Origin of the sequence: Brevibacterium sp. FME17 (assembly GCF_014897515.1) — a bacterium.
Lineage (GTDB): Bacteria > Actinomycetota > Actinomycetes > Actinomycetales > Brevibacteriaceae > Brevibacterium.
The window spans coordinates 22788-39322 of sequence record NZ_JABUYD010000001.1; the positions used below are offsets into that span (position 1 = coordinate 22788).

The 16535-nt window shown below is 65.7% G+C and carries 17 protein-coding genes; 8 read left to right on the plus strand and 9 right to left on the minus strand.

The window, feature by feature from the left end:
- Window positions 1-162: 162 nt before the first annotated feature.
- From INT40_RS00120 to INT40_RS00135, 4 genes are all read left to right on the plus strand, one after another.
- Window positions 163-465, plus strand: a complete 303-nt coding sequence (locus tag INT40_RS00120; RefSeq protein WP_413463543.1) for a DUF6112 family protein — start codon at window positions 163-165, stop codon at window positions 463-465.
- Window positions 466-493: 28 nt separating this feature from the next.
- On the plus strand, window positions 494-1963 hold the full coding sequence (locus INT40_RS00125; protein WP_319021906.1) for a conjugal transfer protein TrbL: 1470 nt from the start codon (window positions 494-496) through the stop codon (window positions 1961-1963).
- Between the two features lie 166 nt (window positions 1964-2129).
- Window positions 2130-3596, plus strand: coding sequence for an SCO6880 family protein (locus tag INT40_RS00130; protein WP_193095228.1), 1467 nt, complete (start codon window positions 2130-2132; stop codon window positions 3594-3596).
- A gap of 38 nt (window positions 3597-3634) precedes the next feature.
- Window positions 3635-5113: an ATP-binding protein gene (locus tag INT40_RS00135; protein WP_135448425.1), complete on the plus strand. Its 1479-nt coding sequence runs from the start codon at window positions 3635-3637 to the stop codon at window positions 5111-5113.
- An 87-nt stretch (window positions 5114-5200) separates the two neighbouring features.
- Here the strand turns inward: INT40_RS00135 and INT40_RS00140 are convergent, their stop codons facing one another.
- The 5 genes from INT40_RS00140 to INT40_RS00160 form a co-directional block, all read right to left on the minus strand.
- Window positions 5201-5569, minus strand: coding sequence for a hypothetical protein (locus INT40_RS00140; protein WP_096157101.1), 369 nt, complete (start codon window positions 5567-5569; stop codon window positions 5201-5203).
- 128 nt (window positions 5570-5697) lie between these two features.
- A complete protein-coding gene (locus tag INT40_RS00145; protein WP_096157100.1) occupies window positions 5698-6672 on the minus strand; it encodes a phosphotransferase family protein in 975 nt (324 codons plus the stop codon).
- 114 nt (window positions 6673-6786) lie between these two features.
- Window positions 6787-7575 (minus strand): hypothetical protein, encoded by a 789-nt coding sequence (locus INT40_RS00150; RefSeq protein WP_135448481.1) that lies wholly within the window; start codon window positions 7573-7575, stop codon window positions 6787-6789.
- Window positions 7576-7733: 158 nt separating this feature from the next.
- Window positions 7734-8087, minus strand: a complete 354-nt coding sequence (locus tag INT40_RS00155) for a DUF6907 domain-containing protein (RefSeq protein ID WP_133066620.1) — start codon at window positions 8085-8087, stop codon at window positions 7734-7736.
- Between the two features lie 111 nt (window positions 8088-8198).
- Window positions 8199-8855, minus strand: coding sequence for an SOS response-associated peptidase family protein (locus tag INT40_RS00160; protein ID WP_226830479.1), 657 nt, complete (start codon window positions 8853-8855; stop codon window positions 8199-8201).
- Between the two features lie 71 nt (window positions 8856-8926).
- On the opposite strand from INT40_RS00160, the gene INT40_RS00165 reads away from it, so the two are divergent.
- Window positions 8927-9499 carry a hypothetical protein gene (locus tag INT40_RS00165; protein WP_096157097.1) on the plus strand — a complete coding sequence of 191 codons (573 nt, stop codon included), beginning with the start codon at window positions 8927-8929 and terminating at the stop codon, window positions 9497-9499.
- 2 nt (window positions 9500-9501) lie between these two features.
- On the opposite strand, the gene INT40_RS00170 is transcribed toward INT40_RS00165, so the two are convergent.
- Window positions 9502-9849 (minus strand): histone-like nucleoid-structuring protein Lsr2, encoded by a 348-nt coding sequence (locus INT40_RS00170; RefSeq protein ID WP_096157096.1) that lies wholly within the window; start codon window positions 9847-9849, stop codon window positions 9502-9504.
- A gap of 254 nt (window positions 9850-10103) precedes the next feature.
- Here INT40_RS00170 and INT40_RS00175 point away from each other — a divergent pair, with 254 nt between their 5' ends.
- The 3 genes from INT40_RS00175 to INT40_RS00185 are packed head-to-tail and all read left to right on the plus strand — an operon-like array spanning window position 10104 to window position 12932.
- Window positions 10104-10502, plus strand: a complete 399-nt coding sequence (locus INT40_RS00175; RefSeq protein ID WP_096157095.1) for a hypothetical protein — start codon at window positions 10104-10106, stop codon at window positions 10500-10502.
- Between the two features lie 37 nt (window positions 10503-10539).
- Window positions 10540-11100 carry a hypothetical protein gene (locus tag INT40_RS00180; protein ID WP_133066619.1) on the plus strand — a complete coding sequence of 187 codons (561 nt, stop codon included), beginning with the start codon at window positions 10540-10542 and terminating at the stop codon, window positions 11098-11100.
- 50 nt (window positions 11101-11150) lie between these two features.
- Window positions 11151-12932 carry a type IV secretory system conjugative DNA transfer family protein gene (locus INT40_RS00185; RefSeq protein WP_096157093.1) on the plus strand — a complete coding sequence of 594 codons (1782 nt, stop codon included), beginning with the start codon at window positions 11151-11153 and terminating at the stop codon, window positions 12930-12932.
- Window positions 12933-13371: 439 nt separating this feature from the next.
- Here INT40_RS00185 and INT40_RS00190 read toward each other — a convergent pair whose 3' ends face one another.
- The 3 genes from INT40_RS00190 to INT40_RS00200 are packed head-to-tail and all read right to left on the minus strand — an operon-like array spanning window position 13372 to window position 16522.
- Entirely contained in the window at window positions 13372-14046 is a 675-nt protein-coding gene (locus INT40_RS00190; RefSeq protein ID WP_096157091.1) for a 4'-phosphopantetheinyl transferase family protein, read from the minus strand.
- A 45-nt stretch (window positions 14047-14091) separates the two neighbouring features.
- Window positions 14092-15726 (minus strand): (2,3-dihydroxybenzoyl)adenylate synthase, encoded by a 1635-nt coding sequence (locus INT40_RS00195; protein ID WP_096157090.1) that lies wholly within the window; start codon window positions 15724-15726, stop codon window positions 14092-14094.
- A gap of 40 nt (window positions 15727-15766) precedes the next feature.
- Window positions 15767-16522, minus strand: a complete 756-nt coding sequence (locus tag INT40_RS00200; protein ID WP_096157089.1) for a thioesterase II family protein — start codon at window positions 16520-16522, stop codon at window positions 15767-15769.
- Window positions 16523-16535 lie beyond the last annotated feature (13 nt).

Below are 16535 nucleotides of genomic sequence, written 5' to 3' on the forward strand. Positions count from 1 at the left end.
CTGCTCGACGAGCATGCCTCCAAGACGCGGGCCTGTGGCGGCTGGGCCCATTACGGCGGCGAGTGGAGGGTCCGGGAGGGCCCCGCACCTGCAGGAGTGAGCCCACGACCGGCGTGGGCATCTCTGCCTGTGAAGGAGCCCCTCATGCTGCAAGAGACTGCCATGGCCCTGGCACCGGTCCTGGTGCCACTGAACATCGACGTCACCCCCAACGACAACGGCCTGCCCGGTATCGCCGCCCTGCGCGACATCGTCGGCGCCGTGATGACGATCGCGCTGATCCTCTCGGTCCTCGCACTGCTGATCAGTGCCGTGGTCTGGGGCTTCGGTGCGAACAGCTCGAATCCCACGCTGGCCTCGCGCGGAAAGATCGGGGTGCTCGTCTCCTGCGCCGCCGCTGTCATAACGGGCGCCGCCGTCACTCTCATCGCGTTCTTCTGGAACGTCGGCCAGTCCGTGTCCTGACCGTGCCAGTTCGGGAAGGAGGAATCCGGTGAGCAACGAGATCTGCGAAGTCCCCATCATCAGCTCCGTCTGTGACGGCGTCGACGACATCTTCGGCGACGGCATCGCTGAACTGGTGACGATGCCGTTCACCTGGCTGGCCGCCGCCTCGGCGAACACTGCGGCATGGCTTTTCGAAGGCGTCTGGGCCGTCTTCCACACCACGACCCTGGTCGATCTTCTGGACCCGGCCTACCTGCAGGTATACAACGTGATTTTCGGCATCGCCGTGCTGATCACGTTCGCGTTCTTCTGCCTGCAGCTGATCGGGAGCCTCATCCGCCGCGAGCCCGGTGCACTGGCCAGAGCGGCCACGGGCATGGCCAAGAGCATCGTGGGCTCATTCGTGCTCGTGACGATCACCGTGATCCTCCTCGAGATAGTCGACCAGCTCTCCATGGGCATCATCCAGGCCACCGGCACGACCTTGGAGGAGATGGGCGTCAAGATTGCCGCCCTCGTTGCCGGGCTGGCGGCGCTGAACATGGGCGCACCGGGCGTGGCGGCGTTGGTGACGATCTTCTTGTCCTTCCTCGCGATCTCCGGGGCGATCATCGTGTGGTTCAGCCTGCTCGTGCGCAAGGCACTCATCCTCGTCTGCGTCGTTCTCGGCCCGATCGCGCTCGCCGGCGCCGGGTGGGATGTCACCAAGGGGTGGTTCGCGAAGTGGTTGACGTTCGTCGTCGCGCTGATCTTTTCCAAGCTGATCGTGGTGCTGATCTTCTTGGTCGCGATCACGCAGGTCAACGCCCCGATCGACATGGACATCTCAGCGATCTCGGACCCGATCGCGGGCATCGTGCTGATGTTCACCGCCGCGTTCGCCCCGTACTTGGCGTACAAACTCTTGGCGTTCGCGGGCGCGGATATGTATCACCTCGCAGCTACCGAGCAGGACGCGAAGCAGGCGATGAACCGGCCGCTGCCGGTCCCGCACGCGCCGAAAGCTGATGCGCCCCGTCGGGTGCTCGAAGGCTCCGGCGACGGCAACAAGAACAGCGGCGACTCCGCCGGTAGCAAGCCCCAGTCACCGCCCTCAACCCCCGGCGCTGGCGACGAGGGTGCCGCAGGCCCGGCTGGTGCCGGGGCGAAGCCGGCAGCCAGCACGGCCCAAGCCGGAAGCGGTGCTGCCACCACCGGCGGTGGCGCAGCAGGCGGAGGCGCCGGAGCGGGCGCGGCTGCCGGCGCGGGTGCTGGTGCGGCCGCGGGGCCTGCCGGGATTGCGGTGGGCGCGGGCCTGGCGGTGGCGAAGAAGGCCGCCGATGCCGGGCCCGCCACCGGCGCAGCCGTGGCCGGGGCGACCGAGGGACAGGCCGGGGCGGCCACGGACGGGGCGACGGCGCCGCCGAGTGCTGCGCCGGGAGGGGCACATACCTCACCTGCACCGCAGCAGGGCGCCCAGCCGCCCGCGCAGGAGCAGCCGAAACCGCCGAAGGCGGAACCCCCTGCGACGCGGTGACCTCAGCCGAGCGAAAGGAGGTGGAGCACGATCCCCGCGGTCTGGCCCGTACGGCATCGACAGGACATGGCGACCTGGACCGATCCGTGCGGGCCAGACCCACACCCGAGGGTCTGCTCCCCACGCTGTCGTGCTCGGCGCTTGATGCGAAGGGAAACCCGTCCTCATGCCCGCTACGCCACCTGACTCCGACCGATCTCAACAGCTCTCGCCGGTGAAGTTTTCCCGCCTTTCGAAGAGGGGCATTTTGCTGGGCCTGTCGATCTCGCAACTGGCTTGCCTGGCCGTGGCGATCGCGAGCTTCATCACCGGCATGATGCTCGGTGGCGCCTGGGCGATCTACGCCTCCATCGTGTGGGTGCCCGCGATCGCGATCGCCTTCATTCCTGCCGCCGGACGGCCGATCATCGAGTGGGCACCAGTCGCCTCGATCTGGGTGTGGCGGAGCCTGACCGGGCAGCGGAAGTACCGAGCCCGCGTGACCCGTCCCCGCCCGGCCGGCACGCTGGCACTGCCCGGGGATGCGGCCTCCCTGCGGCAGTACACCGACCCGGTCACCGGCGCGGTCATGGTCCATGACCCGCATGCCCAGACTCTCACGGCGCTCATTGAGATCCACCACCCGTCCTTCGTGCTTCTGGACCCTGGCGAACAAGAACGCCGCGTCCAGGCCTGGGGCCGCGTCCTCGCCACCGGGTGCCGCAGCGGGCGGGTCGCCCGTCTGCAGGTCCTCGAGCGCACGATCCCCGATTCCGGGTCGGGCCTGGCCCAGTGGTGGGCTGAGCACGGCAGAGATGACGGGTCCTGGGTCTCGGAGACCTACAAGCAGCTCATCGATCGCGCCGGTCCCGCCGGGGAACGGCACGTCTCGACCTTGTCGGTGAGCCTGGACATGCACGCCGCCGCTCGTCAGATCCGCGCGGCCGGTCGTCGCCTACGCGGAGCATCGGAAGTGCTCCGCCAGGAAATGCGAACCGTGACGACGGCCCTGCGCGCCGCGGACCTCCACGTCGGTGAGTGGGCCACACCGGGCGAGCTCGCCATCATGCTGCGCACCGCCTACGACCCGGCCGTGACTGCGACCCTCGACCGGGCCGGCGACCTCGGCCAGGACCTCGCCACCGCCGGCCCGGTCGCCGTCGAAGAAACCTGGGATCGACTGCGCTCGGACTCCGCCTGGCACGCGGTGCTCTGGATCAGCGAATGGCCCCGCTCACAAGTCTTCCCGGGCTTCTTGTCCCCGGTGCTGCTCTCCAGCGGGATCCGCCGGTCGTTCACGCTGCTGTGCGATCCGATCCGCGCCGATCTCGCCGCCCGGGATGTGCGCAAGCGCAAGGTCGAGCACATCTCCGACCGATCCCAGCGTCAGCGCATCGGCCAGATCGAAGGTGCTGAGCAGTCCGCGGAACTCTCCGACGTCCTCCAGCAAGAGGCCGACCTCGTCTCCGGGCACGGGATCCTGCGCTTCACCGGCCTGCTGGCCGTCTCCGCAGACACCTCCGAAGAACTCGAGACCGCCGTGTCCGCGCTCGAACAAGCCGCCGTCCAAGCCTCCTGCGAAACGAGACGGCTCGTGGGACAGCAGGCCTCGGCGTTCGCCGCTGCCGCCTTGCCACTGGCCCGCGGCCTCTAAAACCCACCACTCCACGTTCTCGAGAGGACCCCCTTGTGATGCACGATGATGATCAGCGCAAACTGCACGCGACCGAGCTGGTCTCCGGGACCCGGAAATCCCGGAAAGACCGGCGAGCGCGCAAACGCGCCACCGCCCGCCGCCTGACCGAAGACGCCGCAGCCCGCCGCAAGGCACAGAAAGAAGAAGCCGAGGCCGAACACCGGCAGGCCCGCGAGACCACCTACCTGCCCGCATCCGGGGAGAAGGGCCCAGCCGCACTGCGCACCCCGCGACCCTTCATCGCTCGCGCCCACCAGGACACCAGCGCCGTCCTCCGCGGCGCCTACCCCTTCCTCGCCGAAGGCGGCCTGACCGCCCAAGGCGTGTTCATCGGCCAAGACATGTACTCCGGGTCGGCGTTCGTCTTCGACCCCTTCGAGCTCTACCGACAAGGCTTCATCACCGCCCCCAACCTCGTCTTGGCAGGCATCGTCGGTGCCGGAAAGAGCGCGTTGATCAAGTCGCTCTACACCCGCTCGATCGCCCTGGGCCGCCGGGTCTACCTCCCCGGAGACCCCAAAGGTGAGCACAGCGAAATCGCCGAGGCCGTCGGCGGCAAAGCGATCCGTCTCGGCCACGGCATGATGACCCGCCTGAACCCGCTGGATGAGGGGCACCGGCCCCAAGACATCAGCGATGAGGAATGGTCGAGCCTGCTCAGCGCCCGTCGACGGGACCTGCTGGGAGCACTGGCCGAAGTCGTCCTCGAACGCCACCTCAGCCCGCTGGAACACACCGCGATCGACTTCGCCCTCCAGGAGACCGTGCGCGAGGCCACCGTGCCGGTGCTGCCCTTGGTCGTCGACCGGATCCTCAATCCTGGTCCCGACCGACTCGGAGACCTCACCGTCGACGACGGCCGCCACGTCGGCCACGCCCTGCGCCGCCTCGTCGCCGGTGATCTGGCCGGGCTCTTCGACGGACCCAGCACGGTCGCGTTCGACTCCTCACTGCCGATGATGAGCCTGGATCTGTCCCGCGTGGTGGAGAACTCCTCGGCGATCGCGGTGCTCATGACCTGTGCCAGCGCATGGATGGAATCCGCACTACTGGACCCTGACGGTGGGCAGCGGCTGGTCATCTATGACGAGGGGTGGCGGCTGATGAGCCAGCCGGCACTGCTCAAGCGCATGGACAGTCACTGGAGGCTCGCCCGCCACTACGGGATCTCCAACTGTCTGGTCTTCCACAAACTCAGCGATCTGGAGAATGTTGGCGATCAAGGTTCGGCGATGCGCAGCCTGGCCAACAGCCTCCTCGCCAACGCCGAGGTCAGAGTCGTCTACCGGCAAGAATCCGACCAGCTCGCCGGCGCAGCCACCGCCCTCGGCCTCACCGGAACCGAACGCTCCCTCCTGCCTTCCTTGGGGATCGGGCAGGGTCTGTGGCGGATTCGCGATCACGCCTTCTTGGTTCAGCATCAGATGACGCCCGGGGAACTGGAGAAGTTCGATACTCGGAGCAGACTGCTTTAGGTTAAAGATCAGGCAGCGGGATCGCCCGGTGGAGAGCGGGAAGCCTTTCGCTCCGACCTCTCCCAGCGGACCTATGTGGGTTGCGCCTCAGATCGATTCAATGTCTTCGCGTGTCGGCAGTGGCGTCAGTGCCAGGGCCTTCGCGAACAGTGGCTCGTTGGAGCTGCTCTTATGTCCCTCATACCAGGGCCGGAGTACGTCACCTGCCTCGACGATCACTTCCTGAACGGGTGTTTCCTCCTGCGCGAGGCGATTGACCGTCTCCGTGAATCGGCCGACGAAGTCCTCATACACGCGGCGATAGACCGCCTGGAAGTCGCCTTCTTCCGGGAGTGGACTGTCCCCGTCACTGGAGAGAGCTGGCAGCAGAGTGCGATCGGCACCCCATGCGCCGTCAATGACTTCTTCAACATTGAGGTGCAGGACTGTGGGAACAGGAGCGCTGTCGGTATCCATCTCCACAGTATGCCGTGCGCGACGTGGACTAGATAGATGCCTGCCGCCAGACGACCCGCGATGTAGTTCGCCGGTACGGCGAGTTCCACGCGCCCCCCAGTCATATCAGGACACAACGCACGAGACTGCTACTTGAGCAGGGGTGCGAGGTAGCCGCCCTCGGGCTCGAGCAGGCCGGTGAGCAAGCGGCAGGGACGCCAGTCTTCGATGGGTTCCTCGCTGTCTTGGGTGAGGAAGATATCGAGGTCGCGGAGCTGGTCGAGGACTGCGGCGCCGTGGATGAGCGTTCGACCATGGAGCGGGTTCATATGTTCAGCCGCGATCTGGACGGCGGCTTCGCCCGCTTCGGACTCGACAAGGTGGCCGTCTTCGGACACGCATGCTTCGACCACCAGCCGGCAGAGGTCGATCTCGAGCGGACCGAGCACGGCGAACTCGAAATCCAGTAGGGCGAGGACGTCGTCCTCCCAGAGGGCGTTCATCAAGGCGAGGTCGCCGTGGTTGACGACCTGGCGGACCAGGGGTGCTGCCTGGAAGTAGCCCTGGAGAATGTGGTGGAGACGCGACCGCTGGGTCTTGGAGAGCATTAGCGCGGTGTTCGCGCGTGCAGCCGCCGTGGTTGCGTCGTCGAGGGTTGCCGGGACGTAGCCGCCGTGTGAGCGGACATGCGTTTTCAGAGCCGGGGTCGCTTCGTGCACGATCTGGGTCCTATCCCACAGTTGGTGGACCGCCTGCCGCTGCTGCGCGGGTGTCAGCGTCGGCCATGCCTCGCCCAGATTCCGGCCACGAACCTTTTTGGTGACGATCCAGCCGTGGCCCTCAGTTGTGCCTTCTCCGAGGAGTTCGGGGTGCCCAACTCCGGGTGGCAGGGCACGTACGAGGGTGGCCTCGCGCGCCATCTCGATAGGCGTATGCGCGATCCGCACGGCGATGCCGTCACCGACCCATGTCGCATTCGAGTACCCGTTGGCCCGTCGCATCCGCATGAGGTCGCCCCCGTAGCGGGATGCCACGCCGGCGGCCAAGTCTCGGACGAAGGCCGCCTCGGATGGATCGCGATGCTGGTCGAGCTGGTGGTCATTCGCGCTGGACTCGTGCGTCATTCGAGCATCTTCCCACACCCGTACAACGGGGTATTCCCGTCGGGATCGGCGTCGATACGCCAGGGAGCACCGTTGAACTCCTGGAGGAGCCGCGGACGCTCGAGAGGTTCGCACTCAGGACAGCGGGGTGCGTCCAGGGCCGAACGTGGGAGGTGTACGGGTGATTTCGTTGGCAGGGTCGGTGTCGGTGCTCAGTCCGAGGTACTCGGCGACTTCTTTGACGGTGTCGCAGAAGGTCGCGTAGTCCTCGTCGAACGCGCCACCGGATTGTTCCTGGGTCTCGCGGTACTTCCGATGCACGAGGGTCGTGGCCACGGCGAGGTCCTCTGCGGAGATGTCGTCACGGATCGTGGGGCGCTCAACGATCTCTTGGATGATGTCGTCCTTGGTACGCACGACACCGACCATGCCCAGTTGGTCCTGAGCGGCCTGGATGACGTCAGTGAACTCGGCATCGGTGAGCTGATCAGTATCGATGACAGTGGGCTTCTCGGTGGTGATGCGGTGCCACATCTGCTGCACCGGGATCTCCCACACATCCATCGCGTCATGGCGCTCTGTCGCTGCCTCCGGCAGGATCGACGGTTCCGGGGTTACCGGCCCGGAGGTCAAGAGCGTGTTCACGTCTCGAGTCAGGTCGTGGTCGACGGGGAGATTGTGGCCCTCAGCGTCGGCCAGGCGCAGGATTTCCCAGCGGGTGTCGTCGACTTTGCCGATGGTGAAGTCGACGGCGTCAGGACTGGCCTGCGCGATGCGCAAGGCCACCCCTTGCAGGACGAGGGCCGAGCGCTGGCGGGCGAGCGTGGTGGAGGCGGCATCGAGGCGGTCCAACCCGGTGTCGAGTTGGGACTGGACGAGCGGGAGCGGGTTCGGGACGCCGAGGGCGGAATCGTTCTGGGACACGAGGGGCTCCTTCCGGGAACACTGCACGATTGATTCCCACCACGAATTGCGGGAGGGACGGCACGAGGAAGGTATGGACCCAGGGAGTGCCGGGACACGACGTCGGGGCGCACTCCACTGTGTATGCGTCAGTCGGGTGCGCCCCGACGCGAGGGCGCTTAGTCGTGGCCGAGGCTGGTGAGGAACGTTGTGAGATGGTCGCGCAGGCGCCGGATACTCTCGACGCTGACTTCGACCTGATGTTCCTCGGTCCCGATGGAGACCCACACGTCGCGCTCTCCTACGGCCTGCACGGCTACCAGTGCCGCATCACAGGCACTGGCGTAGACCTGGATTTCCCCGCTGGATGGGTCACGGGCGCGGAGGCGTTCAATGACGGGCACGAGCCGGGCCTCGCTGAAGTGGACCCGGTCGGCGGGGTGGTGCTGGCCGCGGTGATCACCGCAGCACCAGGACGGGCAGGGCTCGGTGAGCCAGTCGGGGCGAAGCGAGAAGGGGTCAGCCGTATGCATGATGGTCACTCCATTTCTGTCCTGGCGGCTGCCGGACAGCACACCTACAGCCCCAACGCAGGTCAGAACGCGATGAGCACAGGCCCATTCGGACGGCTCTGTTCGAGGCCCTTAGAGCAGGGTGGCTGTGGCCTGCGGGGGATCGGCGATCTCGACGGCGTGGCTGACCTCGTCGGAGGCTGCCACGACATCGGCGATGAACCCGTCGTCGCCGGGGATCCCGGGATAGAGCCATTCGGCCTCGAGCTCGCGGGGCACGATCAACGGCATCCGCGGGTGTACACTAGCCGCCGGGCCGACGGCCTCACGGGTGACGATGGAGTAGGTCAGCAGCTCGGAGCCGTCGGGCTGGGTCGCGGTCGTGGTGATCGCAGCGATCCCGAAGGCCTGACCACCGAGGCCGAAGGTGCGGCCCTTCTCGACATACCACGTGGCCGGGGCCAGACCGCGCTGATGTAGGCCCGCCTTCCACCGACGCGTGAGGGCATCGGCACGCGAATTGAACGCTGAGAACTTCGCAGGCTTGCCGCCGAAGTGGAGCCACCACCAGGCGAGCTCGACGCGCCGATGGTCACCGGAACTGATGATGATCGGGTTGAGATTGCGCGCCCGGGACCCAGTGATCTTCGCAGTATGGCCCTGCTCGCGCATCCACTCAGCGATCTGCTGGGCGGGCACCTGCTCATCGAGCGGAGCCAGATCGAGTTCCGGCTCCTCACCCTCCAACGGGTAGGGGCCGCCTCCAAGACCGTAACTGGCACACACCATCCAGAATAGGCCCGCCAACGCCGGCCCACCAGCCCTCACGGCACGAGGCCTCCGTTCAAGGAAGGCGCGCGATGGACACAAACGTCGATGCGCTCGCCGTCCAGGAGTCGTCAGAGACAGGTGGTCGGGCTAGCCTGGGTCTCATGGCAGTGATCATCCTGACGATGAGGGTCCGGCGCGAAGACGCGCCGGCTGTCGTCGATGTCGTCTCCAGTCTCGGCGGTCAGGCCCGGCACGTTGATGAGCCAGACGCCCCGACGGCACTGGTGATTGGTGAGTCGCTGATCCTCGATGACGGCGTGCAGGCCGCAGAACACGACCTCGTCGAGCGCCTCGAGACGACGCTGCGACGTCAGAACATCACCGCCGACATTCTCGGACATGGCGTCCACGACTCCAGCTTCACCACCTCGCGCTTCACGGTGCGGGCCATCGGCGCGGGCGAGGAAGACGAAGAACCACTGGTCATCTTCGCCGAGGACAGAGCCGAGTTCATCGAGCGCCTGACGGCTCTACGCACGCTCTTCCGCGACGAGCCGGGACCTCCTGCCGATCTGGCCGGCTACGAAGTAACCGTGGAAGGACTCGCCGCCAGCGAACCGGACGTGCAGCGGCCACCGTTCAGGGCAAGCTCGAGCGATTGACCTTAATGGGCGGCTTCGTATGCGTCCAAGACCACATTCGGAATCCTGCCGCGGTCTGGGACAGTGTGCCCGTTCTCGCGCGCCCAGGACCGGACAGCCGACATGTCGAGCCCGCGACCGGGCTTCGTGGTCTTCGATCGTGATTGGCGCGTCCGTGCGGGGGCGGCAGCCTTTCTGCTGACGGAGACATACGGCTCCAGGACCTCGCGGAACTTCTTCGCGTTGGCAGGACCGAGGTCGATCTCGTAATGCCGCCCGTCAAGGCTGTACTGGATCGTCTCGCTGTCCTCTTCAGAGAGAATCTCGCCGTCGATGTCGTCGGTAATCTGGGACACGAATTTCCTTGCCATGGGGCGAGTGTACGAGATACTCCGCTCGTGATCAGCGAACCTCAAAAAAAGTGCCTGTCCACTGCGGCACGGTCAGCGACGATGAACATGGAGAATCCCCGCGCGGGCCGCATTCGATCTGTGACCGATTCGCCGCAGCGAACCCGGGAATTGCCCTGACGCTCTGAGGCCCCGACACAGTCCCGGTGCCCGACCGCGCGGGGTCTGGGTGCATGGTCTCGGTAGCGGGGGCTTGGTGTCCGTACCTGCCGGGTATGGACTCAGCAGATGTCACCCCGGACCGGATTCGCTTCGATGCCCACGATGAGGCGTGGCTGATCGCGACGATCAACGGCACCCGCATGCCCTGCGCCCCGATCCACACCAGCGAGCTCGACGCGGCGATCGACGAGCTCACCGGCCAGATGGGCGGGCGCACGCACGTCGAGATCCACCACCTCGACGGCAGGGTCGAACGCCGTCTGACCGCACCACCAGCACAGCAGAGAAGTCCTAGCATCGGCGAGCCTCCGGTGTTCGCCACCACCGATGCGGACCCAGAGAGTGGCGGCGGCCGGCTCCTGCGCATCGGTGGCGGCATCTGCGCGATCGTGGGTGTCCTCCTCGTGGGTCTCGCGCTTGCTCGCCTGCTAAGCGCTGTGAACGCACCGTAGAAGCGGACTAGCCGGACAGGCGACATACCTGCCGGGTGTGAGATCACGTCAGAAACGCTCCCGCCCTTCCAGCACGTCTACCGGTAGGCACACCGCGGCCCGGGCAGAGGCGATCCCTCCGGTGCTGCCGCTGATCGTCGCCGAGGCCCACGAGGACACCCTCGTGGTGACCACCAACGGCGATAAGGCCACCGCGACCACGATCGCCCGCACCGACTTCTGGACGCATATCGCCGAGCAGGTCAGCGCCCTCGGGGTCGCCACGCGCGTCGAAATGCATGAACCCGACGGCCGCGTCCTGGCCGACATCCTCGACCCGCCACCGCCCGAGTCCGACACCTCAGACGAAGACGACACCGACAGGGCAGACGACGGTGCGGAGGAGTCGGGGCTGGTCGAGCTCACCGGGGAGGACTTCACCTCCGGGGAGGAGGTCCTCGTCGCCCTCGTCATCCGGCACGCCTCCGCCGATGCCGGTGGCCGTACCCGTGTCCTCATCGACCGGGGCGAGCTCGACGTCGACGAGCTGCCCGAGCCGGTCGAGGTGGTGCTGGCCGGGCGCATCTCGCGCACCGTGACGATCCGGCCACTCACCTGAGTGCTGCCCGGCCTCTTCTTCTGGCCGGCTGGCACGAAGGAGACCCGCTCGTGAACAACCGCCCACCCAATGACCAACTCGTCAGTCTCGCCCTCGGCGCTCTGGCCGGATTCGCCGCCCTCGCCTTGCTCCTACGCGGTATCGGCTCAGCGGCCGCGTTCGTCACCGGCAGGCCACAACCGACCGGCGGACCCGCGACCGGCATCGGTGTCTTCGCCTCCCCGTTAGACCCCGGGGCGGCGATGGGAGCACCAGGCTTGAACCCGTTCGTGTTCTGGGCGCTCGTGCTCCTCACCCTCACCGGTCTCGCGCTCCTGGCCGGGCTGGTATGGCGGATCGCGCGCCGATCGAAGCAGAGCAACCAGATCCATCGCCTGGACGGGACGGCGACGGCAGACGAAGTCGCACGCGTGGCCTCCCGCAAAGCCCTCATCCAGAAGGCATCGACGCTGCGTCCGTCCTTGACGGGGCGGGTCGATCCCAGCGACGTCGGGTACTTGCTGGGCACGACGCGGGGCGGGCAGGTGTGGGCCACGATCGAGGACTCCATGCTGCTGCTTGGCCCGCCACGTAGCGGGAAGGGCCTGAACATCGTGATCAACATGATCCTCGATGCCGCAGGCCCGGTGATCGCGACCTCGACCCGGCCGGACAACCTGACCGTGACGATGAAGGCACGGGAGCGTAAGGGGCCGGTGGCGATCTTCGATCCGCAGCAGCTGGCACCGGGCCTGCCGGCGGGAATGCGGTGGAGCCCGGTCCGCGGCTGCGCCGACCCCCTGACGGCGATGATCCGGGCCAAGGGCCTGGCGACGGCAGCGAACTTCGGCGGCGTCTCCGATGGGGGCTTCTGGGAGGGCAAGACCACCGCCGCGATCCAGGCCATGCTCCACGCCGCCGCCTTGGACGGGCAGGGTGCACGCACCGTCTACCAGTGGGCGCTGAACCCCACCTCGGCTGCCGACGCGGTCCGTATCCTCTCGACCCATCCGGATGCTGCCGATGGGTGGGCCGATTCCCTCGACGCGATGGTCCAGGCCGACCCCCGCACGAGGGACTCGATCTGGCAAGGCGTCTCCCTGGCCTTCGCGGCCCTGGCCGATCCGCGCGTGCTCGATGCCGTCTCACCGGGTCCCGACGAAGAGTTCGACCCGGAGGAGTTCCTCACCGCCAACGGGACCCTGTACCTGCTGGCTACCGGCAGCGGGTCCGGTGCGGCCGCAGCCCTCGTCGCCGCGTTCATCGAAGACCTCGTCGAGACCGCCCGGAAGCTCGCGGCCCGCTCAGCAGGCGCCCGGATGGACCCGGCCCTGCTGTTGGCATTGGACGAGATTGGGAACTTAGCGCCGCTGCCGGCGCTGCCCGTGCTCATGGCCGAAGGAGGCGGTACTGGGATCACGTGTTTGCCGGTGTTGCAGTCTCTGGCGCAGGCGAGGGAGAAGTGGGGCGAGAACAATGCGAACGCGCTCTGGGATGCCTCGATTGTGAAGATCCTCCTCGGCGGGGCGAGCAACTCCAAGGACCTCCAAGACGTCTCCACCCTCGTGGGGGACCGGGACGAGACCACCGACTCGGTGAGCACCGATGCCTACGGGTCGCATTCGAACCAGCGCTCCCTCCGGAGGGTGCCGATCCTGCCGCCGGACACGCTGCGCACGATGCCGTTCGGGACCGGGGTGGTCATGCTGCGCACCGCACGCCCGATCATCACGAAACTCCGCGCCTGGCCCACCCGTGCCGACGCCGCCCAACTGCGCACCGATCGCGCCGAGATCGAGGAGCTATTGCGCGCCGGCACCCAGCCGGGCACCGAGAAGTCCTTCGCTGCATGACTGCCCCGTGGCCGGCTGGTCGCCGTCGGGGTGGGCCGGGAGAGGCCACTTTCGGCGAGCCCAAGGAATACACGGCCACCCGTGATGGGCAGCAGGTCACGGAGGAGTATTTTCACGCCTCGCACATCGGCCACGACCACAACGTCACAAGTGTTTCGACCGCGACCCGCGCGCCCTAACCTTTTTCGGGCAGCGCATCGAGGATTGAGCCGCAGATTTTGTCGGGGTGTCCTTCGGTGACGGACTCGGAAGCGCACTGGTGGTATAGCATTTTCTTCTCCTTCAAATCTGTGTCATCTGCCCAGTCAGTTCATCGCCTTCAACGAGGATTGAAAGTATTCAGGCAGAGAGTGATTATTTGAGCGGGTGATGGTGATTGGCTTGGCGGCCGGACATAGCGAGTGAGTGGCTGGACTTATTTATTAGTTCAGCATGTGACTTACCCCACAAGAGCCGCCGTCAGGAGATGCTCGCGGTAAACTGTCCAGCGTCCTCGTATGCAACTTAGGTCAATGCCGTTTACTGCGGGAGCCGGAACGCAGAGGCGTCCTGTAAAGGTATTGGCCCCGATTGATACCTCGCATTGGGCGAAATCGAGCCACGACGCCGTCAGTGGATACCAGGCCTTATAGATGCTCTCCTTGATACTGAAAAGGAGGCGACCCCAGGCAATCTGCGGATCGGATGAGGCGAGTATGCTGAGTGCTTGTGCTTCGTGTCCGGCCATTATCAAATCCACCACTTCCACGGGTAGTGGCTCGTTGATCTCGGCGTCGATTCCAACTGCAACCGCGTCGGTCTTCGATGCAACTGCGGCGGCTCGGTAGCCGTCGCAGTGCGTCATGCTCCCAACAATGCCTTCGGGCCAAATTGGTTCGCGCCGCCGACCGGATAGGATGGAAACAGGTGGCCATCCGAGTTTCCCTAGAGCTTGGCGGGCACAAACGCGTACGGTTGCGAATTCCCGGCGTCGCGATCGGACGGCATCCATCACCTGTACTTTCTCCTCGGGAAAGAGCTCCGATTCGCTCACATCCTTGTCAGTCTCCTCGACAGCGAAGGTGACAGGAAGTAGTGCGCGAAAGCCATCGGGACTGTACAGTCTCTCATCCATGGTAGGTTTGTGTCTTTGCTATTCGGATGGTTTCGGGCTGTCGGTCTATTCCTTCTTCAGGCCGAGGTTCTGGCGGATGGCGTTGGAATCTATTTTTCCGATGGTCGTGAGCGGAAGTGCGGGCATGCATTCGACGACGTCAGGGAGTTTGTGAGCGGCGATCCCTTCAGCCAGCAAAAACTCCCGCAGTTGCGTGAGGACCGGCGGGGTACCTGAGGGGACGATGACTGCGCAGATCCGCTGATCCACTCCGTCACCTGCGATCCCGACTACTGCACAGTCGTCGATAGCGGGGTGTTCTCGTAGGATGTCGGTGATGTCATCAGTGGCAATGGACTCCCCGCCTTTGCTAATTGTTTCGTTGACTCGACCGGAGACGACCAAGTTTCCGTTGCCCAAGCGTCGAACGCGGTCGCCAGAACGATAGAAGCCCTCGCTCGAGAAGGCTCGTTGGTTGACCTCGTCCTCGGCGACGTATCCGCGGATGGTGTAGGGACCTCGGGTCCAGAGCTCGCCCTCCTCACCGGCAGGCACGTCTTGCCCGTGTTCGTCGACTATCCGGATTTCATCCAGGGAGGACAAAGGGCGCCCTTGGGTGTTATCGGTGATGTCGTCGGGGTCATCAAGGTGGGTGAAATTGAGCAGTCCTTCGGCCATGCCGTAAACCTGTTGCACAGTCAGCTGCCAGTCAGTTCGAGCGCGCCGGGCAAGACTGGCGGACAGTCGTGAGCCGCCGGCCTGCAACAGGTCCATGCTGGACAGATCGGGGTGCTCCCATTCGGCGGCGTCGAGCCAGACTTGCACGAGTGAGGGAACGAGCGCGGTATGCGTGACCTGGTGTTGCGCGATGAGGGTAAAGCACTCGTCTGGTGCGGGCGATGGCGCCAGAACCACGGTGCCGCCGGACGCCCATGTACCGAGAATTCCGGGACATGCGAGTACGAAGTTGTGCGCTGCCGGAAGAGCGGCAAGGTAGACGGTGTGGGAGTCGAAGCAGCAGAGCTCGGCGGAGGCGCGGGCGTTGAAGGCGTAGTCGTTGTGGGTGCGCGGAATGAGCTTCGGTACGCCGGTAGTGCCACCGGACAGCAGCAGGAGCGCGATGTCGCTCGGGTCTGCTCCGTCATCGCTTGGCATACTCGCAGGGTCCGCGTCGACGCGTGCCAGCGATATGTGCGGTCCCGGGTCTCCGTCGACGAAGACGTATCGAAGTTGAGGAGCTGCTGACTGTACTTCGGCAGCGAGATTCCGGTAGTCGAAACCCCGCTCACGATCGACGGTCACGTAGGCAACGGCTCCAGAGCGTCTCGCGAGGGCGGTTATGTCCCTGTGTCGATGCGCCGGCATGGTGAGGATCGGCACGGCGCCGACACGGATGAGTGACAGCAACACGATCGGGAACTCGATACGGTTGGGCACCTGCACCAGTACCCGGTCACCCGAACGGATGCCATGGCCAGCCCACCCTGCCGCCCGGCGGGCAACTCTGGTGGCGAGTTGCGTGTATGTGAGCTTCTCCGCGCCTGCTATCACGGCAATGCCGTCAGGACTCCTGAGACACCAGTCGTTGAATGACTCGGTGAGAAGGCGGTCTGCCCACGCTCCAGCTCGTCGGTAGGTCAGGGCGGCGTCGTTCGGCCACGGGGTCAGGCCGGATGGTCGGATAGGTGGTGTGAGGGTCATTTGGAGGCTCCTGGTCTCGAACAGTGGGTGGCAGGCACAATTACGGGGTGGACGGCCAGTTGGTGAGCTCGGGTGCTATTGCACTGGTGACTTCGCTGACGGCCGTTCGAGGATCTTCGGCGAGATAGAAGTGTCCGCCGCGCAGCACCCGGATCTCGAAAAAGCCACGGGTGACGGCCGCCCATTTTCGTCCGTCGGCCGGGCTGGCTTCTGAGTCACGATCGCCGACGATTGCGGTGACCGGCGTCTCGATCATAGGAGTGCACGCCACGGTCAGAGCACGGCGCGGTTCAAACGCGCTTGGCTGGTAGGTCTCCGCGAGTTGGTAATCGGCCCGGATCGTGGCGAGCAGCAGCGAACGGATCTCGGGATCGTCCAGGACTGGCGAAGCAGTCCCACCGAGCCGACGCAGATCGGCGACGAGCTGGTCATCGCTGGCAAGGTGCAAGGTGCTTGCCCTCCGGATGTGCGGTGCGTGCCGGGCAGACACGATCAGACGGTCAGGCTGGAGGTCTTGGTTTTCCAAGAGTCGGGTGACTTCGAAGGCAATGGCTGCTCCGAGGCTATGCCCGAAGAGTGCCCACCGTGGTCTGGGGCGCTCTCGAAGTTCACTGGCAACGGCGGCCGCGACCTCGTCAGCGAGTGCTGACACGGTCCCTGGCACAGGCTCGGATATCCGGTCCTCGCGGCCGGGATACTGAACGCCGAGGAGTTCGACCCGTTCGGGTGTGACAGGTATCCACCGTCGGAAATAGCTTGACGCTCCACCGGCGTGGGGTAGGCAGATCACGGTCATGTCAGGCGTATGA

Bases quoted from the DNA above. Each gene is read 5' to 3' on its own strand.
- INT40_RS00120 (WP_413463543.1), top strand. From the start codon at position 163: ATGGCCCTGGCACCGGTCCTGGTGCCACTGAACATCGACGTCACCCCC.
- INT40_RS00130 (WP_193095228.1), top strand. From the start codon at position 2,130: ATGCCCGCTACGCCACCTGACTCCGACCGATCTCAACAGCTCTCGCCG.
- INT40_RS00135 (WP_135448425.1), top strand. From the start codon at position 3,635: ATGCACGATGATGATCAGCGCAAACTGCACGCGACCGAGCTGGTCTCC.
- INT40_RS00140 (WP_096157101.1), bottom strand. From the start codon at position 5,569: ATGGATACCGACAGCGCTCCTGTTCCCACAGTCCTGCACCTCAATGTT.
- INT40_RS00145 (WP_096157100.1), bottom strand. From the start codon at position 6,672: ATGACGCACGAGTCCAGCGCGAATGACCACCAGCTCGACCAGCATCGC.
- INT40_RS00155 (WP_133066620.1), bottom strand. From the start codon at position 8,087: ATGCATACGGCTGACCCCTTCTCGCTTCGCCCCGACTGGCTCACCGAG.
- INT40_RS00160 (WP_226830479.1), bottom strand. From the start codon at position 8,855: ATGGTGTGTGCCAGTTACGGTCTTGGAGGCGGCCCCTACCCGTTGGAG.
- INT40_RS00165 (WP_096157097.1), top strand. From the start codon at position 8,927: ATGGACACAAACGTCGATGCGCTCGCCGTCCAGGAGTCGTCAGAGACA.
- INT40_RS00170 (WP_096157096.1), bottom strand. From the start codon at position 9,849: ATGGCAAGGAAATTCGTGTCCCAGATTACCGACGACATCGACGGCGAG.
- INT40_RS00175 (WP_096157095.1), top strand. From the start codon at position 10,104: ATGGACTCAGCAGATGTCACCCCGGACCGGATTCGCTTCGATGCCCAC.
- INT40_RS00190 (WP_096157091.1), bottom strand. From the start codon at position 14,046: ATGGATGAGAGACTGTACAGTCCCGATGGCTTTCGCGCACTACTTCCT.
- INT40_RS00195 (WP_096157090.1), bottom strand. From the start codon at position 15,726: ATGACCCTCACACCACCTATCCGACCATCCGGCCTGACCCCGTGGCCG.
- INT40_RS00200 (WP_096157089.1), bottom strand. From the start codon at position 16,522: ATGACCGTGATCTGCCTACCCCACGCCGGTGGAGCGTCAAGCTATTTC.